Consider the following 22,124-nt stretch of genomic DNA (forward strand, 5'->3'; position numbering starts at 1 on the left):
GCGCGCGATAACGAGAATATGTGTTGGTCGCACCCCGCAAATCAGATTAGGCTTTTTGGCAAGAGCGTTTCACGCCCGGCAACACTGCCGGGAAAACGCTCAGAGGCATTGAAACTGCGCATGACGCTTTCCGTTACGAGGTTCCGGCTCGCGGATACGTGCGCAGGTATTTCCGGCTGGACGCCTAGGGACCAATGACGCGCCGAAGCATGATGAGCGCTTTCGAAAAAATCGGTGGCGATGCACGGCGGCCCGCCCGCGCTGCGGCGCTGCTGGCGCTTGGGCTTGCTGTCGCTCTTCCCGCTTTCGCTCAGGATGCCCCGGCGACACCTGGCACCTCTGGCGTGGATCAGCAGCAGGGGCCACCTGATCCGGCAGCAAACCTTACTCTTCGTCGCGACAGCACCCGCAGCGAACTCGATGCACTGTCGAAAACGATCACGCTGTCTCAGGAGCGTGCCGACGAGCTGGCGACAACCATTGCCGAGATCGACAAGAGCAATGAGGCGCTGCGCAGCGCCATCGTCGATTCCGCCAAGAAACGGCAGGATCTGGAACAGCAGATCGTCGACGGCGAAAAGAAGCTGAGTGACCTACGCACCAAGGAAGACACTGTGCGCCGCTCGTTGCGCGCCCGGCGCGGTGTTCTGGCTGAAGTGCTCGCAGCCCTGCAGCGCATGGGTCGCAACCCGCCGCCGGCGATCCTGGTGACACCCGAGGACGCGCTCGGCTCCGTTCGCAGCGCCATTCTGCTCGGCGCCGTCGTGCCCGGCATTCGCGAGGAAACGGATAACCTTGTCGCCGACCTGAAGGCGCTTGCCGAGATCCGCGCCGGCATCGGCAAGCAGCGTGAAGAGCTGACGGCAGCGATGACGGCCAATGTCGAGGAAGAGCGTCGCATGTCGATGCTCGTCACGGAAAAGGAAAAGCTGCGCCAGAAGAGTGCCACCGAACTTGCCGCCGAGCAGCGAAAAGCCCAGGAACTGGCATCCCAGGCGACCAATCTCGAAGGCCTCATCGGATCGCTCGAAAACGAAATCGCCTCGGTGCGCGATGCGGCAGCCGCCGCCCGCGCCCAGGAGGAAGAACGCCTGCGCATGAGCGAGGCCGAGCGCGAAGCGGCGCGCGAGCTGGCGCGAAGCGCCGTGCCCGACAAAAACCGCATTGCGCCAGCATACGTCTTCTCGGAGCTGAGGAATAAGCTTGCCTATCCGGCCGCGGGATCGCTTTTGCGAAAGTTCGGTGATGCCGATGGTACAGGGCACTCCCTGCAAGGGATCATGTTGGAAACCAACCCCGGCGCGCTGGTGACTGCGCCGTCAGATGGCTGGATCGTCTATGCAGGCAATTTCCGCAGCTATGGGCAGATGATCATTCTCAATCCGGGCGACGGTTACCATGTGGTGCTGTCGGGCATGGAGACAGTGAGCGTGCAGACCGGGCAATTTGTCGTGGCGGGAGAACCGCTTGCGACGATGGGTGCAAAAAGAGTCGCAAGTGCTGCGGCCTTGGCGCTGGAAACGGACCGGCCGACGCTTTACATTGAATTCCGAAAAGACGGAAAACCGGTTGATTCCCGACCGTGGTGGACCGCAGCTGAGGTTGGAAAGGCGCGAAATGATACGTAGGGCTTCACTTGTTCTGGTCGGGGCGCTGATGGGTGCAACCGCTATGGGCGTCGTTTACTCGGCTGTCGTTCCAGCCGTTGCGGCCAATACCTCGACTTATCGCGAGCTGGCGATTTTTGGCGACGTGTTCGAGCGCGTACGCGCGCAATACGTCACCCCTCCGCAGGATGACAAGCTCATCGAGAACGCCATCAACGGCATGCTCTCGTCGCTTGATCCTCATTCGAGCTACATGAACTCGACAGACGCCGAGGACATGCGCACCCAGACCCGTGGCGAATTCGGCGGTCTCGGCATCGAAGTGACGATGGAAGACGACCTCGTCAAGGTGACGAGCCCGATCGACGACACGCCGGCCGCCCGCGCCGGTGTTCTCGCCGGCGACTTCATTTCCAAGATCGATGGCCAGGACGTTCGTGGCCTGAAGCTCGAGGATGCGGTCGAAAAGATGCGCGGCGCCGTCGGCACCCCGATCAAGTTGACGATCCTGCGCAAGGGCGCCGACAAGCCGATCGAACTGTCGATCGTGCGTGACGTTATCGCCGTTCGCGCCGTCAAGTTCCGCACCGAAGGCGACGTCGGCTATCTCCGCGTGATCTCGTTCACCGAGAAGACCTACGACGACCTGAAGAAGGGCATCGAGAAGATCAAGTCCGAAGTGCCGGCCGACAAGCTCAAGGGCTATGTCCTCGACCTGCGCCTCAACCCGGGCGGCCTGCTCGATCAGGCGATCAACGTTTCGGATGCCTTCCTGGAGCGTGGCGAGGTCGTTTCGACCCGTGGCCGCAATCCGGATGAGACCCGCCGCTTCAACGCCACGCCTGGCGATCTGACCGACGGCAAGCCGGTGGTCGTTCTCGTCAACGGCGGTTCGGCTTCCGCATCGGAAATCGTTGCCGGCGCCTTGCAGGATCTGAAGCGCGCGACCGTTCTCGGCACGCGTTCGTTCGGCAAGGGCTCCGTACAGACGATCATTCCGCTTGGTGAAGCAGGCGCTCTGCGCCTGACGACGGCGCTCTACTACACGCCGTCGGGCAAATCGATCCAGGGTACGGGCATCACGCCCGACATCAAGGTCGAACAGCCGCTGCCGCCGGAACTGCTCGGCAAGGTCGAAGCCCAGGGCGAATCCGATCTGCGTGGCCATATCCAGGGTCAGAGCGAAACCGACGAAGGGTCTGGCTCGGTCGCCTATGTGCCGCCGGAGACCAAGGACGACCTGCAGCTCAACTACGCGCTTGACCTGTTGCGCGGCAAGAAGTCCGATCCGGCCTTCCCCGCAAGCCCTGAGCAGGCAGAACTCAAGAAGTAAGCCATTGAAGGCGCCGGGCTGGTCAACCCGGCGCCTTTATACTATGTGGGCAGCAGGTGCTGCCGGAAACCGCTGATTCTCCAAAGACGGCGCATCCTCACCCGGCAACTCTCCTTCAGGTCGACCGAGGCTCCGTTTGGGAACAGATCTCAATGCCCCCCTTGGCCAGAACCGCCGGGGAAAGCCCGCGACAAAACGCGACCGTCGTCGCCTTCTCAGCTATTCCGTTGTCGGCATCATCGCTGTTTGCGTAATCGGCCTTTCCGCCTGGAACGCCATCTCTCCCGACGGATTGCGCAGGCAAGCCTCAACGCAAGGCGAGGCTGCGCCGGAAACGGCACAAACAACAGGCAAAGCACCCAATCCAACAAGCGGGCAAGCATCAAACACCAGTGGTGGCACGCTAAAGCCGGGCACCGCCTTTTCCGGCGCCCATGTCGAGGAAACCCTGACGAACGACGGCACCACCGTCACCAAGTTCACGCCGCGCCAGCGTGACGGCAGCGGACCTGCGCTGATCAATGTCGGGCCGATCCGCGGCCAGGACCCGCGCATGGCTGCCCTTCCGAATGACGACCTGCTGGAAGACAGTGCCGAGGGCCGCCTGCCGATCACCGGCGCCGACGGACTTCGGCCGATGGACCAATATGCCCGCCCCTGGTCGGGCGCGCGCGGCACCCGCATCGCCCTTGTGGTCGGCGGCCTTGGGCTCAGCCAGACCGGCACGCAGAAGGCCATCCGCGACCTGCCACCGGACGTGACACTCGCCTTTGCCGCCGCCGGCAACAGCCTGCAACGCTGGATGCAGGAGGCGAGGCGCAGCGGTCACGAGGTCCTGCTGCAGATCCCGATGGAGCCGTTCGACTACCCCGACAACGACCCGGGGCCGAACGCGCTGCGGCTCTCGCTCAGCGCGCCGAAGAACCTGGCCGCCTTGCACAAGAACATGGCGCAGATCACCAACTATACCGGAATCATGAACTATCTCGGCGGACGCTTTCTCTCCGATGCCGATGCGCTGGAGCCGGTGATGCGCGACCTCGGCAAGCGCGGCGTGCTTTTCCTCGACGATGGGACATCGTCCCAATCGCTGTCCGGCAAGCTCGCCGACGCCTTCGATGTTCCGCACGGCTTTGCTGACATGACAGTCGACAGCGAGCTCAGCCGCAATGCCATCCTGAAGAAGCTTGATGAACTGGAACGCATCGCGCGGCGCAATGGCACGGCTATCGGCGTTGCCTCGGCCTTCGATGAAAGCGTCGCTGCGATCGCGCAATGGGCGGGCGAAGCACAGGGACGCGGCATCGAGATCGTCGGCGTCTCGGCGTTGGTGAAGGATCCGCAGCAGAGATAGGCGACGCATCGCGCTCACGCGGCAACCATGCCGGCTGATGAAGCCGAGCGATGGATGTCCTGTTTCCCGGATCGGACAACGCAGGAGAACGTCGGTCGGGCGCCGTAGAGCGTCTTCACCCCGTCTCGTGGCCGGCTTCGGTGGCGAAAAGCAGGAAACCGTTGCAGACCCGGAACCGGGGTGCGATGAGACATCGAAACGGTTCGAACATTTCGAGGACAGCGCCATTGCGATCAAGCGATGCGTTGGCTTTGAGCCAGGAGAGGACAGCGGATGAGCAAACACAACGACAAGCCCCTCAGGCCGGAAGACCTGCCCTATCGCCCCTGTGTCGGCGTCATGGTGCTGAACCGCGCCGGCCTCGTGTGGGCCGGCCACCGGATTGCCGTCGGCAATTCCGAATATGACGGCTCGCCGCAACAATGGCAGATGCCGCAGGGCGGCATCGACAAGGGCGAGGATCCGCTGAAGGCCGCCTATCGCGAGCTCTACGAAGAAACCGGCATGCGCACGGTCTCACTGCTTGCCGAAGCCCCGGGCTGGATCAACTATGATCTGCCCTCGCACCTGATCGGCATCGGCCTCAAGGGCAAGTTTCGTGGCCAGACGCAGCGCTGGTATGCCTTCCGCTTCGAAGGCGACGAAGATGAGATCGCCATCAACCCGCCGCCCGGCGGCCACGAGCCGGAATTCGACGCCTGGGACTGGAAGCCGATGCGCGACCTGCCCGAGATGATCGTTGCGTTCAAGCGCAAGGTCTACGAGGAGGTCGTCGCCGCCTTCGCCCACCTGGCGCCGTAACTCCGCCTTGTTGAACAGGCGCTGACCGGCGCGAGGTGATACCAACCTGCGCCGGTGACCTCTTGCGTCGGACCGTCTGCCGGCGAGGAGCGATATCTTTCCATCAGCCGAGGATTGCCGCCGCCGGTCGCCTGCGGACGAACCACTGGAAGAGACGACGTCCTGCCACCTTGTGACCTCTGCATTCCCCCAGAACCGCTTGACCCCGGTTGCGGCTTTGTCGTTACCGGAAAGACAAGCCGTAGATGGCGCAAGACGTCATTGGCAGCGCAGAGGTTGGCACGGGCGCCGGGGTTGTTCGAGCCGGACCGGTTGTGCGCAGGGCCACAGTACCATTTGAAGGTGGAAGGATGGATGCACCCGATCAGGTCTCGCAAACTCCGATCAGGTTTATCGGGATGTGCCACTTCCGCGGCAACCAGCAGCCTGCACATCCATCACTTGAACACCATCGGCGGCGGGCGCATCAAAGATCTCCCTCGCCTGAGCCTAAAAAGAAAAGGCCGCCGGGGTGATCGGCGGCCTTTTGCTTGAAGGGTGCGCGGTGCTCAGTCGATTTCGGCTTCGTTGGCCGGTGCGGCATTGAGCTGGCCGTACTTCTCTTCGCCGATCTTCTCGAGCAGTTCGAGCTGGGTTTCGAGGAAATCGATGTGACCTTCCTCATCCGCCAGCAACTCTTCGAACAGCTTCATGGAGACATAGTCTCCGGCCTCGTGACAGATGTCGCGGGATTTCTTGTACGCCTTGCGGGCATCGTATTCGCCGGCAAGATCCGCCGTCAGCACTTCCTTGACGTTCTGGCCAATGCGCAGCGGACCGACCGTCTGCAGGTTCGGATGACCTTCGAGGAAGATGATGCGCGCCACGAGCTTATCGGCGTGATGCATTTCTTCGATCGACTCGGCACGCTCCTTCTTGGCAAGGAGCGTGTAGCCCCAATCTTCGAGAAGGCGGAAATGCAGCCAGTACTGGTTGACGGCACCGAGTTCGAGATAGAGCGCTTCGTTAAGCTGCTCGATGACCTTTTTGTCGCCTTTCAAGATCCGCCCTCCGGTTATCCTCATGGAATTGTTTGAGGCGGGCCATGAAATCAAATATCTCGACATCCGTCGAGTCGCGACGGCCGTGATATTGCTCGGTGGTACGAATGATGATGTCGACGACGTTGGGGAAGCAACCGCAGCAGCGACCGCGTTTCTCCATCGCGTGATAGACCTTCGCCGGCACGATCAGCTGCCAACAGTCCTCATCGAGGAGGGCTACGATCGTATCCTCGATGTCTTTTTCCGTGATGAAATTGCAGCTGCAAACCAGCATGTCGTCTTGCCTGTGATACGCAACGTCCTGAATTCGCTCATAAAGCAAAAGAGGATATTTATTGTCAACAAAAAACTCCGCGAGTGGAAGTTGTATGCCGATTAGAACGAATCTAAACATGACAAAAAACATCGTATTTTCAGAATATTAGCTCTGTCGCATCGACTCCTCCGGCTGTGGATTTCTATGCGACTCTGTCAGGCGGCTGCGACATTTTCACGCAGCCTTTAGGTGATGTTTTCGACCTGACGATCGCCAGCTGGGTTGAGCGCTGAAAATGCGTCTTGAACACAGCTGTCATACCCTGGACTACCACTCCCTTTGTCCTGCGCGCAGTCTCGCGCAAGAGCCGCTGCCGGTTGCGAGCAGCATGGCTCGAACCGAACCCATGCGCCTGTGTCAGTGGAAATTACGCCCCTTCGGCATGACGTCGGCAACCTCGGTCGCAACGGCCTGCTGATCGGCACCGGCGGCACGGCGGGCGGCCGCCAGGCGCAGGTCCTTCAGCACCTTTTTCTCCCTTGCGTCGGCCGTTGGCCGCAGCACCTCGTCGGCACGGTCGTTGGACCCGAAGTGCCGCGCTTCCTTGCGCAACAGTCCGAGCATCGGGGTCATGTCTTCGATATATTCCGCCACCACATGGATGACCTCGCTTTCGCGCTGAAGCCGGCCACGGATCTTGACGAGACGCGCACCCATGATCACCGGCCGATACTGATCGAAGACCTTCGGCCAGACGATGGCGTTGGCAACGCCGGTCTCGTCCTCGATCGTCATGAAGATGACACCCTTGGCCGAGCCCGGACGCTGGCGAACGAGCACCAGCCCGGCAACCGTCACTCTTCGGCCGACGGGTGCCGTGGCAAGAGCGCGGCTTTCGACCAGTCCCTGCGCCGCAAGCTCCGTCCGCAGGAAGGAAACGGGATGCGCCTTCAGCGAGAAGGAGAGATAGCGGTAGTCGTTAATGACCTGCTCGCCCTCCAGCATCACCGGCAGCGACACCGCCGGCTCCAGCTGGAACTCGTCCTGTGTCGCCTGCTCGAACAGCGGCAGCCGCTCGGCAGCACTTTTCTCGTCCAGCGCCTTGACCGCCCAAAGCGCGTTGCGGCGGTCGAGCCCGATCGAGCGGAAAGCATCCGCATCGGCAAGCTTTTCCAGCACGGAGCGCGGCAGTCCCGAACGCAGCCAGAGATCGCGAACCGAGATATAGCCGGCACCGCGATGGGCGACGAGCTTGTCGACGATCTCCTTCTCCCGAAGCCCCTTGACCTGATTGAACCCGAGGCGGATGGCCTTTTTCGTCAGGATCACATTCGCCATTTCTCGGTGCCGCGGCTCGATTGCCTTGTGGTCGAAAAGGCCCTGCTCCTCAAGGTCCGCGTCCCAATCCGAATGATTGATGTCGACCGGCAGCACCCGCACGCCATGTTCGCGCGCGTCCCGCACCAATTGGGCGGGAGCGTAAAAGCCCATTGGCTGCGAGTTCAAAAGCGCCGCGCAGAAGACATCGGGATAATAGGTCTTCAACCAGCAAGAGACATAGACAAGCAGCGCGAAGGATGCGGCATGGCTTTCCGGGAAGCCATATTCGCCAAAGCCCTCGATCTGTTTGAAGCAACGTTCGGCGAAGTCCCGGTCATAGCCATTGTCGACCATGCCTTCGACCATCCTTTGCTGGAAGGTGTGGATGGTGCCGGTCCGCTTGAAGGTCGCCATCGCCCGCCTGAGCTGATCGGCCTGTCCAGGCGTGAACTTCGCCGCGGTGATGGCGATCTGCATCGCCTGCTCCTGGAACAGGGGCACGCCCAGGGTCCGCTCCAGAACCGCTTCCAGTTCCTTGCTCGGATACTCGATCGGGATGTTGCGATCACGCTGCTCCCGACGCTTCAGATAGGGATGCACCATGTTGCCCTGGATCGGTCCCGGCCGCACGATCGCCACCTCGATGACGAGGTCATAGAAGATGCGGGGCCGAAGCCGCGGCAGCATGCTCATCTGCGCCCGGCTCTCGATCTGGAAGACGCCGATCGTATCGGCCCGGCAGATCATGTCGTAGACGGCCTTCTGATGATCCTTGTAGAGCGTATGCAGGTCCGTTTTCACGCCGTAATGCTGGTCGAGAAGCTTGAAGGCCCGGGCGATGCAGGTGAGCATGCCGAGCGCCAGAACGTCGATCTTCAGAATCTTCAGCGTATCGAGGTCGTCCTTGTCCCATTCGATCATGTAGCGGTCGGGCATCGCCGTGTTCATGATCGGCACCACTTCGTCGAGCCGGTCGCGGGTGATGACGAAGCCGCCAACATGCTGGGAGAGATGGCGGGGGAAGCTCATCAGCTCGGTGGCATAGTCGAGCACCCGCACCGTCGTCGGATCCTTGACGTCGAGGCCGGCGGCCTTGGCCTCCCGCTCCGACAGGTCGGCGGCGGACCAGCCCCAGACCGAACCGGCAAGCGCCGACTGCACGTCCTCCGAAAAGCCGAAGGCCTTTGCCGTTTCGCGCCCGGCTGAGCGCGCCCGGTAGCTGATGACGGCGGCGGTCAGCCCCGCATGCTCCTTGCCGTAAGTTCGATAGATATGCTGGATGACCTCTTCCCGCTTCTCGTGCTCGAAATCGACGTCGATATCCGGGGGCTCGTCACGTTCGGTCGACAGGAAGCGGTCGAAGAGCAGGGTCGTCGACAGCGGATCGACTTCGGTGATGGAAAGGCAATAGCAGACGGTGGAATTCGCCGCCGACCCGCGCCCCTGGCAGAGAATGTCGACGCTTCGCGCATATTCCATGATGTTGCGCACGGTCAGGAAATAGGGCTCGTAGCGCTTGCTGGCGATCAGATCGAGCTCGTATTCGATCTGGTTCGAGACCTTCTCGGGAATACCGCGGGGATAGCGTCGATGGGCGCCTTCCATCGTCAGTCGCCTGAGGGTCTCAGTCGTCGTTTCGCCGGCAAAGCTCTCGTCGGGATACTGATATTCGAGTTGCGCCAAGGTGAAATCCAACCGGCGGAAAAAATGCCCGGTATTGGCGATCGCTTCCGGGTAGTCGCGAAAGATGCGCGCCATTTCCCCCGACGGTTTCAGATGCCGTTCGGCATTGGCCTGAAGCCGGAACCCTGCCTGCGCCACCGTCACATGCTCGCGAATGGCGGTGACGATATCGGCGAGCGGCCGGCGTGCCGGCCCGTGGAACAGCGGGCTGTTGGTGGCAATCAGCCGCGTGCCCGCATTGCGCGCGATGGTGGCCAACCCGGCAAAGACCAGCTGGTCGAAACCATCATAGCGTGGCACCAACGCCAGATAGAGCCGATCGGCGAACTGCGGCTTCAGCCGCTTCAGGAACGCCGAAAGCTTGTTGGCCTCCGGCGCACCGATCACCGGATCGGGCACGACGGCAATAAGGAGATCCTCGCCCCATTCGACGAGATCAGCTTCATGAAGCGTGCAGGTGCCCTTTGTCGAGCGCAGGTTTCCCGCACTCAGCATGCGGCAGAGATTGCCCCAGCCGCGGCGGTTGCGCGGATAGGCGAGCACATCCGGGATATCCTCGGCAAAAGAAAGCCGGGCGCCGGGCTGAAAGGAATACCCCTCCACCTTCGCCTGCGCATGGGCGCGCACCACGCCCGCCACCGTGTTGCGATCGGCGATCCCGAGGCCGGAGATCCCAAGGCGGCTGGCGGCAACGATCATTTCACCCGGATGCGACGCTCCTTCAAGAAAGGAGAAATTCGACCAGGCGCCGATCTCGAAATAGGGCGTCGTCATGCGAAGACCCCATGCATGAACCAGCGCGGCTGCGTCGGCCCGCCATAATGGCCTTCTCGAAACAGCCAGAAGCGCCGACCTCTCTCATCCTCCACCCGGAAATAATCTCGCTCGGCCGCCGTCTCGCCATCGACCCACCATTCCGGTGCGATCCGTTCCGGGCCTTCGGCGCGCGCGATGCGGTGCAGGCTGCGCCGCCAGCGAAAGCTTCTCGGCGGCCCCTCCGGCACCTCGGCCACCGCTTCCACCGGTTCCGGACTTTGAAACAGCCGCTGCGGCCGGACGGAGGCCGCCAGAAGCGCCGCTGGAACAGCGCAGACGGCGGCCTCCAGGGTCTTCAGCATTCCCACATCCGCAAGCGGCTGAAACACCGCTGCACGCTCCGGCATATGGCTCTCGGACAACACGGGTAGAAACAGGCTTTCCGCGCCCAGCCGCGCCATGACCCTGTCGGCAAAGGCAGCAAGCGGCCGCTCTCGATCCGGCGTGCCGGAAAAATCCTCCTGCATCACCTCGTATTTTTCGCTTCTGGGAACCGACAGCCGCAGGATCTCGAAGCCGAAACCGGCATCGAGATCGTCATGGACCGCCTGAAGCCGCTCGCGGAACAGGCCGGCGATGCGACCCGGTTCGATCAATGGCGAAGACGTTCCCGCAGCGATGCGAAAGACCCGGCCGTCGACACGAAAGAGCAGCAGCTCGAACAGCCGCCCGCCTTCACCACGCTTTTCCAACTCCGGCTTCAGCCTTGCCGCCAAGTCCTGCGTCAGCCCGAGAATATCGTCCTCGCCCTGGACCGGCTCCGAAAGCCGACGCTCGGCCGAGAGGCTGGCGACGGGAAGCCGCGGCGAAAGCGGCTCGTCTTCCAGCCCCATGGCCTGATCGAGGCGCAGGAGCAGCATGGATCCGAAGCGGCGGGCAAGCGGCGCCCGCGGCGCCTCGATGATGTCGCCGACCTGCTTGAGCCCGACCCGTCCGAGCGTTTCGATCATGTCGGCCGGAAGCCTGAGGGCCGCCATCGGCAGCGGCGAAAGCACGCGCGCGGCTTCCTCCGGAGCAATCACGCTTTGCGCGCCGAAGCGCGCCACGGCCCAGGAGAGCCCGGCTGAAGACGAGATCGCCGCACGGGCCTCGATGCCCAGATGAAAGAGCCGGGCCAGAAGATCGTCGAGAAGCGATTTCTCTCCGCCGAGAAGATGGGCGCAGCCGGTAATGTCGAGATAAAGGCCGGTTTCGCCGTCGAGCGCCACCAGCGGCGTATAACGGCTGCACCAGTCCGCAAGCCCTTCGAGAAGGGCGCGATCCGCCGCCCGGTCGGACGGTAGCACATCGACCTCGGGACACATCGCCCGCGCCTCGGCAACGCCCTGGCCCAGCTGGAACCCTGATTTTTCGGCAAGACCGTCGAGCGCCACGAGGCGCATGGCATTCCTGACCCTATCGGCAAAGACGATGGGCGGATGCTCAGGACGCCCGCGGGAAAGCCAGGAGGTGCCCCATCGTGTCCGCGCCACCCGGTCGGCTGGAAGATGCGGAAAGTCGAGCGACAGAATGCGCTGGTTCTGGATCTGCCGCAGCAGCGGCTGGTAGGGGTTCGACGGGGTAAAAGCGGCGGTCATGGGGGTTCCACTCCAGGAAGAGGCCGACGGGAGCAGGAGACCTGCTTTTTTCGGCAATGACGTGAAAGACAGGATGGCCGATGCTGCCGCAAAGCATCGAGCCGTCAGGGAGGGGGCGCTCGCGGGCGGGCGCCGGTTCGATATGAAGCCGGAAGAAGGCGCTGCTCGCCTCCTCGTGGCCGGACTGGCGCAGAAGCAGAAGCGGAATACGGCCGGCGCGGGCACGAACATGCAGGCGCCGGCTTTCACTCAAGGCGAGCGATGCCGGATTGCCGCGAATTTCCAGAATGACGGCACAGAAGGCCGAAACGGAAAGCGCCGTCTCGGCAATCCAGAGCGCGTCCTTCACCGTGCGCGGCAGGCTGAGGATCAGGCTTCGAATGTCGAGCCCATACGCCTTGAGACCAAGACCATAGGGCAGGCCCGCCTCGGTGGAGGCCAGCGACTGGCTGATCCACAGCACCGGTGCCGCCGCATCGCCCTTTTGCTGGCGCGCCTGCTGACAGAGAGCACCAAGCGCGGTTGCAAACCCGGCAGCAGCGCCGGCATCGCGCGTCTGCGAACTGCGGATTTCCGTCATGCCTTCGAGCGGCAGCCCACCCTCAAGGATAGCGTCGAGTTCGGGAATGCCGAGCGGCAGGACCTTGCGGCCGGATGCCTGGTTGCCCTCTTGCCTGCGCCGGAAGCCTGCTGGATCCGCCGCCTTGACCGTCTTCACGACCCCCGCAAGCCTGCGGTTCTCGATCCGGGCTATGGTTTCGCGAAGCGAAAGAACGGTCTCCCGCTGCACGGCGTTCTCGGCCATGACGGTCAACTCCCATATAAGATGTTCCTGTTATGTTCTTATAGATTCCAGAGCTGCCAGGAGGAGTCAACAGTCAAATTTAAGAATTTATTCCTTGACCCTTGCATCCGGAATTCAACACTCGAAAAACAAAGGCAAAATCGCTATATGGAGGACAACAAGGAGTGCCTATGGCCCGCATTGACCAGACCGATGATTGGCGGGAACGCCATGCACCTACGCTCACGACATTCGAACAGCTTGCAGTGGAAGCCTATGGCCACCTGCCGCAGGAATTCCGCAAGCTGACGACCGACCTCATCATCGAGGTTGCCGATTTCCCCAGCGACGACGTCTTCGAGGACATGGCGCTGGAAACGCCGTTCGACCTGCTCGGCCTGTTCGAGGGGCGCGGCATCACCGAACGTTTCACCATGGAAACGGGCGAGTTTCCGAACCGGATCACCCTTTATCGCCGGCCGATCATCGATTACTGGGCGGAAAACGAGGAAACGCTGGGTGACATCATCACCCATGTGCTGATCCACGAGATCGGCCACCATTTTGGTCTTTCCGACGACGATATGGAGCGGATCGAGGCGAGCGTCGAGCACGTGGGCGGATAACGAACTCGCCTTCCTTCAAGCTTGCCCCTCATCCGGCCTGCCGGCCACCTTCTCCCCGCCAGCGGGGAGAAGAAACTTGCGGCACCCGCTCGCTTCTCTGAAATCCTCTCCGCAGAGGGACGACACCAAGTGACGACGGAGCTTTCGCCCGCGTCCCCTCTCCCGCTTGGCGAGGAGAGGGCTAGGGTGAGGGCCAAACGTGCCTGACGGCCCGCTTTACTGCTCCGACAGCTTGATGTCGGGATTATAATCCTTGCCTTCGACTTCCTTGAATACGGCCTGTCCGCATTGCATATGCTGCGTATCCGCATTGAAAGCATAGGTGGGCGAGCCGTGCAGGGACCAGCCCTGGTTCAGCGCCGCCGTCACCTTATGGCAGAAGGACGCATCGTCGGGGCCGGTGAGGAAGCGGTAAAGTTTCAAAATCTTGCCTTTCGTTTTTCAATCGTGTCCGCCTTGGCGGCGAGCCTCAGGGCCTGGTCGAGATGCAGCCGCTCGATCATCCGGCCATGAAGACTGATGACGCCCTTGTCGGCGTTCTCCGGCAGCGCAAAGACGGCGATGATGGCACGCGCCTCATCAACGGCGGCCTGCTCGACGCCGAAGCGCTCGTTGGCCGGACCGATCTGCAACGGATGGATCAGCATCTTGCCGTCATAGCCCATGTCGCGTCCCTGCCGGCACTCCTCGTCGAAACTGTCGGTGTCACGGAAATCGTTGAACACCGCATCGATGACGTCGAGGCCGCTGCCGCGGGCGGCAAGCAGGATCTGCATCAGCCAGGGGATCAGGTAAGGCCGGCCCGGCCGGTCGGGAACCCCGGTTTCCTTGCGCAGGTCGTTGAGGCCGACGACGAAACAATCGAGCCTGCCGCCGAAGGTGCGGCCGGTCTCGGCGATCGCGGGTGCATTGACGACGCCGCGCGGCGTCTCGATCATCGCCCAGAGGCGCAAGCTCTCCGGCGCGTCGTTGTCCGCTAGCCAGTCGGCGGCGATCTGGATATCAGCAGGGCTTTCGACCTTGGGCAAGAGGATCGCATCGGGCTTTGCCTGGAGAGCCGCCGCCAGATCCTGCTGGCCGAAGTCCGATCCCAGCGCATTGATGCGGATGACGATCTCACAGTCCGGCCGGCTTTCGGTGAGATGGCGGACGAGCTCGTCGCGCGCCTCGGCCTTGCGCTCGTGCGCCACCGCATCCTCGAGATCGAAGATAGCGGCATCGGCGGCCAGTTGTGAAACCTTGGCGAGTGCGCGGACATTGTCTGCCGGTACGCAGAGCACCGAACGGCGCAGGCGAACGGGGTGATGTTCGATCGGTTTTGTCATGTGGCAGTTGTGCCCGCCTTTCATTTTTTCCGCAAGGCGAGGCGAACGGCCGCACCCCTCTTGCAAGCGGCGACAGCAACACCCACATCGGGACCAGAAAGGTGACGATCATGCAAAGCATACGTTCTGTTCTTTTTACGGCTGTAGCCATCACCATCACGCTGGCAGCCTTCGTGTTCACCGCGTCGCTTGCGCTCGCGCTCGCCGGCATCGCCGCCGTTGTCGCGATCGGCAGCGCCATTGCCGCCCGGCTGAACTTCAAGGCAGCCCGTGCAACGGCACGCCCGACCTCCGGCCCCGCCCCGCGCGAAATGCGCATCTGGAACGACGGCCGCGGCACGATCATCGATCTCTAGGGATCGCGGTCCCCCAATCGCTGCCCCCAAAGAGCGTTTCCGGCTTGGTTCAGGCCGAGGCACGGAAGCGCTCCAACTTGTTGCTTCTGCACATTCCTGACGGAAAATCGCTTCGCGATTGCTCGACGCGCCGAAGCGTTGTCCAGCGCGGCAGCTCACCCCCGTGCGACTTTTTTTGCGATACCCCTGTCGGCAAGTCCCCTCTGCGTTCGTCCTTGGATCAGGCCAGCAAAGACCATGGCCAGGTTATCATTCCTCAATAGGAGCATGACATGGACAGCACGACGCAGAAAACAGACGCAAACCAGTTGCCGCAGGCCCTGAACGGGCTGGTACCCTATCTGCAGGTCGAAGGCGCCGCCAAGGCTGCGGAATTCTACAAGCGCGCCTTCGGCGCCAAGGAAGCCTATCGGCAACCGGTCGACGATCAGGGACGGACGATGCACATCCATCTCCACATCAACGGCAGTTCCCTGATGTTGAGCGACGCCTATCCGGAATACGGCCATCCCCTGGAAAAGCCGCAGGCCTTCAGCCTGATGCTGCCGGTCGACGACATCGACGCGTGGTGGAGCAAGGCGGTTGCCGCCGGCGCCGAAGTGGTGATGCCGATCGAGGTGATGTTCTGGGGCGATCGCTATGGGCAGTTGCGCGACCCCTTCGGCGTGCTCTGGGCGCTGAACGCACCGACGAAGGCAGGCTAAGCCAAGGCAGGCTAGGCTCAAAGCAGGTTGAAACCGGCACCAGAATCCGGCCGACGTCCGCCAAGCCGAGCGGCCAGGGCGCTCCAACGCAGACAACAACCGCTATGACCGCGGCCGGGTAGGTGATTTCACCCGCCCGGCAGCTGCCTTCAGGATAGATTTTCCTTCATTTCGGCACAAAACTGATCTAAACGCTTACGCAACATTTCGCTGAAATCGAAGGCCTGAAGTTATGGAAAAGTTCGTCAAGCTCACCGGCGTCGCCGCTCCCCTCCCCGTCGTCAACGTCGACACGGATATGATCATTCCGAAGGATTACCTGAAGACGATCAAGCGCACCGGCCTTGGCACCGGGCTTTTCGCCGAAGCGCGCTACAACGAAGACGGCTCGGTCAACCCGGATTTCGTGCTCAACAAGCCCGCTTACCAGAACGCCAAGATCCTGGTCGCCGGCGACAACTTCGGCTGCGGCTCCTCGCGCGAGCATGCGCCGTGGGCGCTTCTCGACTTCGGCATCCGCTGCGTGATCTCGACCTCGTTTGCCGACATCTTCTACAACAACTGTTTCAAGAACGGCATCCTGCCGATCGTCGTCAGCCAGGAGAACCTCGACAAGCTGATGGACGACGCCTCGCGCGGCTCCAACGCCATCCTGTCGATCGACCTGGAATCCCAGGAAATCACCGGCCCGGACGGCGGCACAGTCAAGTTCGAGATCGATGCCTTCAAGCGCCACTGCCTGCTGAACGGCCTCGACGACATCGGCCTGACGCTGGAGAAGGCAACGGCCATCGACACCTTCGAAAAGTCGACTGCCGCCTCGCGCCCCTGGGCGTGAGCTGAAGGGATGACGCGCAAGCTCATCTCCTCCGGTTCACCCTTCGAGAAGACGGCAGGCTATTCGCGTGCCGTCGCCAAGGGTGACTGGTGCTTCGTTTCCGGCACCACCGGCTACGACTACGCCACCATGACCATGCCGGAAACGGTGGAAGAGCAGGCACGCAATTGCCTGAAGACGATCGAGGGCGCGCTGAAGGAAGCGGGCTTCTCGCTCGCAGATGTCGTGCGCAACCACTACTACGTCACCGATGCCAGCTTCGCCGACCGGGTGTTTCCGATCTTCGGCGAGATGTTCGGCGACATCCGGCCAGCCGCCACCATGATCGTCTGCGATCTCATCCGACCGGAAATGCTGATCGAGATCGAGGTCACCGCCTTCCGCGGTTGACCTCTGGCGGGCTGCCGCCGGCACGGCATTGGCAGCCGCCCCGCTTATGCGCTACTGCAGAGGTAGGACGACGGGCTCTTGCCAGAGCCGTCGCCCGCATCCCCATGACCGGAAGAAGCCCCATGCAATTCGAAGGCACCGCCGACTATATCGCCGACAAGGACCTGATGATCGCGGTCAACGCCGCGATCCGGCTGGAACGGCCGCTGCTCGTCAAGGGCGAGCCCGGCACCGGCAAGACCGAACTTGCCCGCCAGATCGCCGCAGCCCTCGAGCTCGAGCTGATCGAGTGGAGCGTCAAGTCGACGACCAAGGCGCAGCAGGGGCTCTATGAATATGACGCCGTCTCGCGCCTGCGCGACAGCCAGCTCGGCGACGCGCGCGTCAACGACGTCAGGAACTACATTCGCAAGGGCAAGCTCTGGCAGGCTTTCGAGGCCGGAAAACGCGTCGTGCTTTTGATCGACGAGATCGACAAGGCCGACATCGAGTTTCCGAACGACCTGCTGCAGGAACTCGACCGCATGGAGTTCCACGTCTACGAGACCAACGAGATGATCCAGGCCCGCCAGCGGCCGATCGTCATCATTACCTCCAACAACGAGAAGGAGCTGCCGGACGCTTTCCTGCGCCGCTGCTTCTTCCACTATATCCGCTTTCCCGACGCCGACACGCTCGCCCGCATCGTCGAGGTGCACTATCCCGGCATTCGCAAAACCCTGCTTTCGGCAGCCCTTGCCGCCTTCTACGACATCCGCCAGGTGCCGGGACTGAAGAAGAAGCCTTCGACTTCCGAAGCGCTCGACTGGATCCGCCTGCTCGTTGCCGACGAGATCGACCCGGCCGACCTGCGCGCCGATCCGAAAACCATGCTGCCGAAGCTGCATGGCGCGCTGCTCAAGAACGAGCAGGACGTCCATCTGTTCGAACGCCTGGCCTTCATGGCGCGCCGCGACCAATGAAGCCAGACGCCCACAAGGTGCTGATCTACGCCACCTGGCGGGAGCAGCTGCTGGTTTTCGACGAGCCGGACTTTCCTGAAATCGACCTGCAGGTCCCGGGCGGCACGATGGAGCCCGGCGAAAGCCCTGAGGTCGCGGCAGTCCGAGAGTTTGTCGAGGAGACAGGGTTGGCGCCGCCGGCATCACTGCTGCCGCTTGCAACGCAGGACTATCGCTTCACCAAGGATGGCCACCCGATCTGGCACCGCCGGCACTATTTCCATGCGCAGCTTTCCGGCGAACAAAAGGAAACCTGGCTGCACTTCGAAATGACGCCGGACGGCGGCGGCCCGCCGATCCGCTTTCGCTTCTTCTGGCTCGGGTTTGACGAGGCTGCGCCCCGGCTCGGCTATGGTATGCAGGACGCTCTGGACTTTTTGCTAGCCCAAAGCCTCAGCCCCTCTCCTCGGGTTTAACCCGAGGACTAACCCTCTGCCCGCCTGCGGGGGAGAAAGTGGCGGCAGCCGGATGAGGGGCCGTTTAGCCGGCGAATCGTTTTTCATTGACCCCCGCGCCTTTGCCGCGCTATCAAATAATCCGTGGTGATTTGGCCGGCCGGCTTGCAGCCACGTTAAACAAATCGCTAAAGGGCCGAGGAAACGTGGATTTTCCGAGGACCGGTCGCGATCAATCGCCGCCGGTTTTTTTGTATTGATCGAGTGGAAGCCCCATGCCCATCAAGATACCCGATACGCTGCCCGCCTTCGAAACCCTCGCGACCGAGGGTGTGCGGGTGATGACCGAGACCGTGGCGATCCGTCAGGACATCCGCCCGCTCCAGATCGGGCTCCTCAACCTCATGCCCAACAAGGTCAAGACCGAGATCCAGATGGCGCGCCTCATTGGCGCCTCGCCGCTGCAGGTCGAGCTGTCGCTGATCCGCATCGGCGCGCACCGGGCAAAGAACACGTCGGAAGAACACCTGCTCGCCTTCTACGAGACCTGGGAAGAGGTGAAGGCCCGCAAGTTCGACGGCTTCATCATCACCGGCGCCCCCGTCGAAACGCTGGACTATGAGGACGTCACCTACTGGGACGAGCTGAAGCGTATCCTCGACTGGACGACGACCAACGTGCATTCGACGCTGAATGTCTGCTGGGGCGCGATGGCGGCGATCTATCATTTCCATGGCGTGCCGAAATATCCGCTGAAGGAGAAGGCCTTCGGCGTCTACCGCCACCAGAACCTGCAGCCCTCCTCCGTCTATCTCAACGGCTTCTCCGACGATTTCGCCGTGCCGGTGTCGCGCTGGACCGAAGTGCGCCGCGCCGACATCAATGGCGTGGCCGACCTAGAGATCCTGATGGAATCGAAGGAGATGGGCGTCTGCCTTGTACACGAGCAGAGGGGCAAGCGCCTCTACATGTTCAACCACGTGGAGTATGATTCCACGTCGCTGTCGGACGAATATTTCCGGGACGTGGACGCCGGCGTGCCGATCAAGATGCCGCACGACTACTTTCCGCACAATGATCCGACCCTGCCGCCACAGAACCGCTGGCGCAGCCACGCGCATCTGTTCTTCGGCAACTGGATCAACGAGATGTACCAGACGACGCCCTACGACATGGACCTGATCGGCCGGGGCGAAAGCTAGGGATCAGAGGCTGCGATGTTCATCCCCTTCTTCCTCGAATTGAAGGCTGCGAAGATCCCGGTGACACTCCGGGAATTCCTGTCCCTGATCGAGGGCATGGAGGCGGGTATCGCCACCTTCGATATCGAGGCGTTCTATTTCCTTGCGCGCACGGCGCTGGTGAAGGACGAGCGCCATATCGACCGCTTCGACGGCGTCTTTCGGCATTGTTTTTCGGGCCTCGAGGCCATCAATCCCCTTGATGAATTCGAACAGGCGGCCATCCCCGAGGAATGGCTGCGCAAGCTGGCCGAGAAGTATCTGACGGAAGAAGAGAAGCGCCTGGTCGAATCCCTCGGCGGTTTCGAGACCCTGATGGAGACCTTGCGACAGCGGCTCAGCGAACAGGAAGGGCGCCACCAGGGCGGCTCCAAATGGATCGGCACCGCCGGCACCTCGCCGTTCGGCGCCTACGGCTACAATCCCGAAGGTGTCCGGATCGGCCAGGACGGCTCGCGCCACCGTCGCGCGGTCAAGGTCTGGGACCGGCGCGAGTTCAGGGATTACGACGACACGGTCGAGCTCGGCACGCGCAACATCAAGGTGGCGCTCAAACGGCTCAGGCGCTGGGTGCGCCAGGGGGCGGCCGACGAACTCGACCTTTCCGGCACCATCCGCGCCACCGCCGAACACGGCTATCTCGATGTCGTGACGCGGCCGGAACGGCGCAACGCCGTCAAGCTCCTGATGTTCTTCGACGTCGGCGGCTCGATGGACGACCATATCCGCATCGTCGAGGAGCTGTTTTCCGCCGCACGCGGCGAATTCCGCCATATGGAGCACTTCTACTTCCACAACTGCGTCTACGAAGGCCTGTGGAAGGACAATCGCCGCCGACGGGCCGACATCACCCGCACGACGGAGTTGCTGCGCACCTATGGCGGCGACTACCGTGCGATCTTCGTCGGCGACGCATCGATGAGCCCCTATGAGATCAGCCACCCTGGGGGCTCGGTCGAGCATTGGAACGACGAGGCCGGCGGGCTCTGGCTGTCGCGCATCGCCGCCCACTTTCCCCGCTCCATCTGGCTCAATCCGGTCCCCGAAATGCACTGGGGCCATACCCAGTCGATCGCCATGATCAGAGGCCTCTTCGCGGGCCGCATGTTTCCGTTGACGCTCAGCGGACTGCAGGACGCGACGAAACAACTATCGCGCTGAATCTACCGCAGAAAATCTCGATTTCCGGTTGCCGATCCCCAGGAAATGACGCAGGTTGCTTGCCGCAAGGACGGGGAGAACCAGACGATGGACAAGCATGCGGACACGCAAATCTTCGGACACCTGCCATCGGGTGAGCCGGTTCATCGTGTCGTGCTTTCCGGTGGAGGCCTGACTGCCCATATTCTTACCTGGGGAAGCGTGATCCAGGACCTGCGGCTGGATGGCCATGAGCCGCCGTTGGTGCTCGGCTTTACCGATCTCGAGAGCTATGTCGCCCATTCTCCTTATTTCGGCGCAACGCCCGGCCGCTGTGCCAACCGCATCGGCGGCGGTCGCTTCACCCTCGATGGCGAGACCCACCAGCTCGAATGCAACGAAAAGGGCGTGACGCACCTGCATGGCGGCAGCGACAACATCGGCAAGCGCAACTGGACGATTGTCGAGCGGACGCGCGACAGCGTCACGCTGGAGATCACCGATCCGGATGGCCGCGCCGGATATCCGGGCAACTGCCAGATCCGCTGCACCTACCAGCTGAAGCCCGGCGGCCTGCTCAGTGTCGTCTACGAGACTAAGAGCGACAGGCCGACGCTCGCCAACGTCTGTCAGCACAGCTATTTCAATCTGGATGGCGGCGCGGATGCACTCGGCCACGACATCATGATTGCCGCCGACCATTATCTGCCGACCGACGAGCGCCAGGTGCCGACGGGGGAAATCCGCCCGGTCGAAGGCACCGCCTTCGATCTCAGGGAGATGACCTCGCTCAGGCGCCAGGCCGAGGGCGAACGCATCGCCTACGACCATAATTTCTGCCTCTCGCGGGAACGCATGGCGAAACACTCGGTCGCCCTTGCCCGCAGTCTCAATTCCGGCGTGACGATGGAAGTGCTGACGACCGAGCCCGGCGTCCAGCTCTATACCGGCTTCAAGCTCGACGTGCCGGTGCCCGGTCTCGAAGGACGTCGCTATGGCGCTTTTGCCGGCTTCTGTCTGGAAACCCAGGTGTGGCCGGATGCCGTCAATCACGAGGGCTTTCCGAACGCGGTTCTGCGCCCGGGCGAGACCCGTCGCCAGGAAACGGATTATGTCTTTATGAAGAGCTGAGAATTTTTGCCGAGACCATCGGTGACGCATGCATTGCCGCGAACGTAAGCCATCACGGCTGCGGCTTGACCTACTTATCCAGGCTCTTCGCCCGAGGCGAAGAATAATTATATTACAATCGGTTGGGAAAATTGGAGCGGGTGAGGCGATTCGAACGCCCGACCCCAACCTTGGCAAGGTTGTGCTCTACCCCTGAGCTACACCCGCTCATTACCTCGGTCCGGGGGTAGTCGGTGGACCGTGGGTGCCGCTGACTTGCGGCGACGGGCGCTATATGGCCTAAGCGATTTTGGAATGCAACAGGGAAATGTCGAGAAATCGAATATTTTTTGGGAGCCTCCTCAGGAAGCCCGCAAATGCCGCGTTTTCGCGCCCCACCGGCGTCTGTGAGATTGCACGCCGC

Annotated in this window: 21 protein-coding genes, 1 tRNA gene and 1 riboswitch; of the genes, 14 read left to right on the plus strand and 8 right to left on the minus strand. The window is 62.2% G+C overall.

Annotation, left to right across the window (positions count from 1 at the left end; genetic code table 11):
* Positions 1-209 precede the first annotated feature (209 nt).
* The 4 genes from LPJGGPFB_RS00855 to LPJGGPFB_RS00870 all read left to right on the plus strand — a co-directional run bounded on the left by LPJGGPFB_RS00855 (position 210) and on the right by LPJGGPFB_RS00870 (position 5,095).
* The gene (locus tag LPJGGPFB_RS00855; RefSeq protein WP_234902834.1) at positions 210-1,628 is read left to right on the plus strand and encodes a murein hydrolase activator EnvC family protein; all 1,419 of its coding nucleotides are present in this window, start codon (positions 210-212) and stop codon (positions 1,626-1,628) included.
* The gene (locus LPJGGPFB_RS00860) at positions 1,618-2,940 is read left to right on the plus strand and encodes a S41 family peptidase (RefSeq protein WP_173418308.1); all 1,323 of its coding nucleotides are present in this window, start codon (positions 1,618-1,620) and stop codon (positions 2,938-2,940) included. The genes LPJGGPFB_RS00855 and LPJGGPFB_RS00860 overlap by 11 nt, the downstream gene beginning before the upstream one ends.
* 136 nt (positions 2,941-3,076) lie before the next feature.
* On the plus strand, positions 3,077-4,294 hold the full coding sequence (locus tag LPJGGPFB_RS00865; protein ID WP_173418309.1) for a divergent polysaccharide deacetylase family protein: 1,218 nt from the start codon (positions 3,077-3,079) through the stop codon (positions 4,292-4,294).
* Between the two features lie 273 nt (positions 4,295-4,567).
* Positions 4,568-5,095: an RNA pyrophosphohydrolase gene (locus tag LPJGGPFB_RS00870; protein WP_173418310.1), complete on the plus strand. Its 528-nt coding sequence runs from the start codon at positions 4,568-4,570 to the stop codon at positions 5,093-5,095.
* Between the two features lie 548 nt (positions 5,096-5,643).
* Here the strand turns inward: LPJGGPFB_RS00870 and bfr are convergent.
* From bfr to LPJGGPFB_RS32925, 5 genes are all read right to left on the minus strand, one after another.
* The gene (gene bfr, locus LPJGGPFB_RS00875) at positions 5,644-6,135 is read right to left on the minus strand and encodes a bacterioferritin (protein WP_173418311.1); all 492 of its coding nucleotides are present in this window, start codon (positions 6,133-6,135) and stop codon (positions 5,644-5,646) included.
* Positions 6,101-6,412: a (2Fe-2S)-binding protein gene (locus LPJGGPFB_RS00880; protein ID WP_173420914.1), complete on the minus strand. Its 312-nt coding sequence runs from the start codon at positions 6,410-6,412 to the stop codon at positions 6,101-6,103. The genes bfr and LPJGGPFB_RS00880 overlap by 35 nt, the downstream gene beginning before the upstream one ends.
* A gap of 399 nt (positions 6,413-6,811) precedes the next feature.
* The gene (locus tag LPJGGPFB_RS00885) at positions 6,812-10,171 is read right to left on the minus strand and encodes an error-prone DNA polymerase (RefSeq protein WP_173418312.1); all 3,360 of its coding nucleotides are present in this window, start codon (positions 10,169-10,171) and stop codon (positions 6,812-6,814) included.
* Positions 10,168-11,685 carry a Y-family DNA polymerase gene (locus LPJGGPFB_RS00890; protein ID WP_345791032.1) on the minus strand — a complete coding sequence of 506 codons (1,518 nt, stop codon included), beginning with the start codon at positions 11,683-11,685 and terminating at the stop codon, positions 10,168-10,170. The genes LPJGGPFB_RS00885 and LPJGGPFB_RS00890 overlap by 4 nt, the downstream gene beginning before the upstream one ends.
* Positions 11,636-12,595 (minus strand): ImuA family protein, encoded by a 960-nt coding sequence (locus tag LPJGGPFB_RS32925; protein WP_234902750.1) that lies wholly within the window; start codon positions 12,593-12,595, stop codon positions 11,636-11,638. The genes LPJGGPFB_RS00890 and LPJGGPFB_RS32925 overlap by 50 nt, the downstream gene beginning before the upstream one ends.
* 170 nt (positions 12,596-12,765) lie before the next feature.
* On the opposite strand from LPJGGPFB_RS32925, the gene LPJGGPFB_RS00895 reads away from it, so the two are divergent.
* Positions 12,766-13,200 carry a metallopeptidase family protein gene (locus LPJGGPFB_RS00895; protein ID WP_173418314.1) on the plus strand — a complete coding sequence of 145 codons (435 nt, stop codon included), beginning with the start codon at positions 12,766-12,768 and terminating at the stop codon, positions 13,198-13,200.
* A 216-nt stretch (positions 13,201-13,416) separates the two neighbouring features.
* Here the strand turns inward: LPJGGPFB_RS00895 and LPJGGPFB_RS00900 are convergent, their stop codons facing one another.
* Both LPJGGPFB_RS00900 and LPJGGPFB_RS00905 read right to left on the minus strand, forming a co-directional pair.
* Positions 13,417-13,623: a DUF1737 domain-containing protein gene (locus tag LPJGGPFB_RS00900; RefSeq protein WP_173418315.1), complete on the minus strand. Its 207-nt coding sequence runs from the start codon at positions 13,621-13,623 to the stop codon at positions 13,417-13,419.
* Positions 13,620-14,525 (minus strand): HpcH/HpaI aldolase/citrate lyase family protein, encoded by a 906-nt coding sequence (locus LPJGGPFB_RS00905; protein WP_173418316.1) that lies wholly within the window; start codon positions 14,523-14,525, stop codon positions 13,620-13,622. The genes LPJGGPFB_RS00900 and LPJGGPFB_RS00905 overlap by 4 nt, the downstream gene beginning before the upstream one ends.
* Positions 14,526-14,635: 110 nt before the next feature.
* On the opposite strand from LPJGGPFB_RS00905, the gene LPJGGPFB_RS00910 reads away from it, so the two are divergent.
* From LPJGGPFB_RS00910 to LPJGGPFB_RS00950, 9 genes are all read left to right on the plus strand, one after another.
* On the plus strand, positions 14,636-14,881 hold the full coding sequence (locus LPJGGPFB_RS00910) for a hypothetical protein (RefSeq protein WP_173418317.1): 246 nt from the start codon (positions 14,636-14,638) through the stop codon (positions 14,879-14,881).
* A 272-nt stretch (positions 14,882-15,153) separates the two neighbouring features.
* Positions 15,154-15,585 (plus strand): VOC family protein, encoded by a 432-nt coding sequence (locus LPJGGPFB_RS00915; protein ID WP_173418318.1) that lies wholly within the window; start codon positions 15,154-15,156, stop codon positions 15,583-15,585.
* A gap of 232 nt (positions 15,586-15,817) precedes the next feature.
* Positions 15,818-16,423 (plus strand): 3-isopropylmalate dehydratase small subunit, encoded by a 606-nt coding sequence (leuD, locus tag LPJGGPFB_RS00920; protein ID WP_173418319.1) that lies wholly within the window; start codon positions 15,818-15,820, stop codon positions 16,421-16,423.
* A gap of 9 nt (positions 16,424-16,432) precedes the next feature.
* Positions 16,433-16,813 (plus strand): RidA family protein, encoded by a 381-nt coding sequence (locus LPJGGPFB_RS00925; protein ID WP_173418320.1) that lies wholly within the window; start codon positions 16,433-16,435, stop codon positions 16,811-16,813.
* Between the two features lie 122 nt (positions 16,814-16,935).
* Positions 16,936-17,775 carry an AAA family ATPase gene (locus LPJGGPFB_RS00930; protein WP_173418321.1) on the plus strand — a complete coding sequence of 280 codons (840 nt, stop codon included), beginning with the start codon at positions 16,936-16,938 and terminating at the stop codon, positions 17,773-17,775.
* Positions 17,772-18,230 (plus strand): NUDIX hydrolase, encoded by a 459-nt coding sequence (locus tag LPJGGPFB_RS00935; RefSeq protein ID WP_173418322.1) that lies wholly within the window; start codon positions 17,772-17,774, stop codon positions 18,228-18,230. The genes LPJGGPFB_RS00930 and LPJGGPFB_RS00935 overlap by 4 nt, the downstream gene beginning before the upstream one ends.
* A 113-nt stretch (positions 18,231-18,343) precedes the next feature.
* Positions 18,344-18,421: riboswitch (SAM riboswitch) on the plus strand.
* Positions 18,422-18,484: 63 nt separating this feature from the next.
* Positions 18,485-19,411 (plus strand): homoserine O-acetyltransferase MetA, encoded by a 927-nt coding sequence (gene metA, locus LPJGGPFB_RS00940; protein ID WP_173418323.1) that lies wholly within the window; start codon positions 18,485-18,487, stop codon positions 19,409-19,411.
* Between the two features lie 15 nt (positions 19,412-19,426).
* Positions 19,427-20,611, plus strand: coding sequence for a vWA domain-containing protein (locus tag LPJGGPFB_RS00945; RefSeq protein ID WP_173418324.1), 1,185 nt, complete (start codon positions 19,427-19,429; stop codon positions 20,609-20,611).
* A gap of 87 nt (positions 20,612-20,698) precedes the next feature.
* Positions 20,699-21,721, plus strand: a complete 1,023-nt coding sequence (locus tag LPJGGPFB_RS00950; protein ID WP_173418325.1) for an aldose epimerase family protein — start codon at positions 20,699-20,701, stop codon at positions 21,719-21,721.
* A gap of 132 nt (positions 21,722-21,853) precedes the next feature.
* Here LPJGGPFB_RS00950 and LPJGGPFB_RS00955 read toward each other — a convergent pair.
* Positions 21,854-21,928 (minus strand) — tRNA-Gly (locus LPJGGPFB_RS00955).
* Positions 21,929-22,124 lie beyond the last annotated feature (196 nt).

Origin of the sequence: Ensifer adhaerens (assembly GCF_013283195.1) — a bacterium.
In the GTDB taxonomy this organism is placed as follows: Bacteria; Pseudomonadota; Alphaproteobacteria; order Rhizobiales; family Rhizobiaceae; genus Ensifer; species Ensifer adhaerens_G.

Coding starts and splice junctions, on each gene's coding strand:
- LPJGGPFB_RS00950 (WP_173418325.1), top strand. CDS start 20,699: ATGGACAAGCATGCGGACACGCAAATCTTCGGACACCTGCCATCGGGT.
- LPJGGPFB_RS00895 (WP_173418314.1), top strand. CDS start 12,766: ATGGCCCGCATTGACCAGACCGATGATTGGCGGGAACGCCATGCACCT.
- leuD (WP_173418319.1), top strand. CDS start 15,818: ATGGAAAAGTTCGTCAAGCTCACCGGCGTCGCCGCTCCCCTCCCCGTC.
- metA (WP_173418323.1), top strand. CDS start 18,485: ATGCCCATCAAGATACCCGATACGCTGCCCGCCTTCGAAACCCTCGCG.
- LPJGGPFB_RS00885 (WP_173418312.1), bottom strand. CDS start 10,171: ATGACGACGCCCTATTTCGAGATCGGCGCCTGGTCGAATTTCTCCTTT.
- LPJGGPFB_RS00870 (WP_173418310.1), top strand. CDS start 4,568: ATGAGCAAACACAACGACAAGCCCCTCAGGCCGGAAGACCTGCCCTAT.
- LPJGGPFB_RS00930 (WP_173418321.1), top strand. CDS start 16,936: ATGCAATTCGAAGGCACCGCCGACTATATCGCCGACAAGGACCTGATG.
- LPJGGPFB_RS00945 (WP_173418324.1), top strand. CDS start 19,427: ATGTTCATCCCCTTCTTCCTCGAATTGAAGGCTGCGAAGATCCCGGTG.
- LPJGGPFB_RS00860 (WP_173418308.1), top strand. CDS start 1,618: ATGATACGTAGGGCTTCACTTGTTCTGGTCGGGGCGCTGATGGGTGCA.
- LPJGGPFB_RS00925 (WP_173418320.1), top strand. CDS start 16,433: ATGACGCGCAAGCTCATCTCCTCCGGTTCACCCTTCGAGAAGACGGCA.
- LPJGGPFB_RS00880 (WP_173420914.1), bottom strand. CDS start 6,412: ATGCTGGTTTGCAGCTGCAATTTCATCACGGAAAAAGACATCGAGGAT.
- LPJGGPFB_RS00855 (WP_234902834.1), top strand. CDS start 210: ATGATGAGCGCTTTCGAAAAAATCGGTGGCGATGCACGGCGGCCCGCC.
- LPJGGPFB_RS00935 (WP_173418322.1), top strand. CDS start 17,772: ATGAAGCCAGACGCCCACAAGGTGCTGATCTACGCCACCTGGCGGGAG.
- LPJGGPFB_RS00910 (WP_173418317.1), top strand. CDS start 14,636: ATGCAAAGCATACGTTCTGTTCTTTTTACGGCTGTAGCCATCACCATC.
- LPJGGPFB_RS32925 (WP_234902750.1), bottom strand. CDS start 12,595: ATGGCCGAGAACGCCGTGCAGCGGGAGACCGTTCTTTCGCTTCGCGAA.
- LPJGGPFB_RS00905 (WP_173418316.1), bottom strand. CDS start 14,525: ATGACAAAACCGATCGAACATCACCCCGTTCGCCTGCGCCGTTCGGTG.
- LPJGGPFB_RS00915 (WP_173418318.1), top strand. CDS start 15,154: ATGGACAGCACGACGCAGAAAACAGACGCAAACCAGTTGCCGCAGGCC.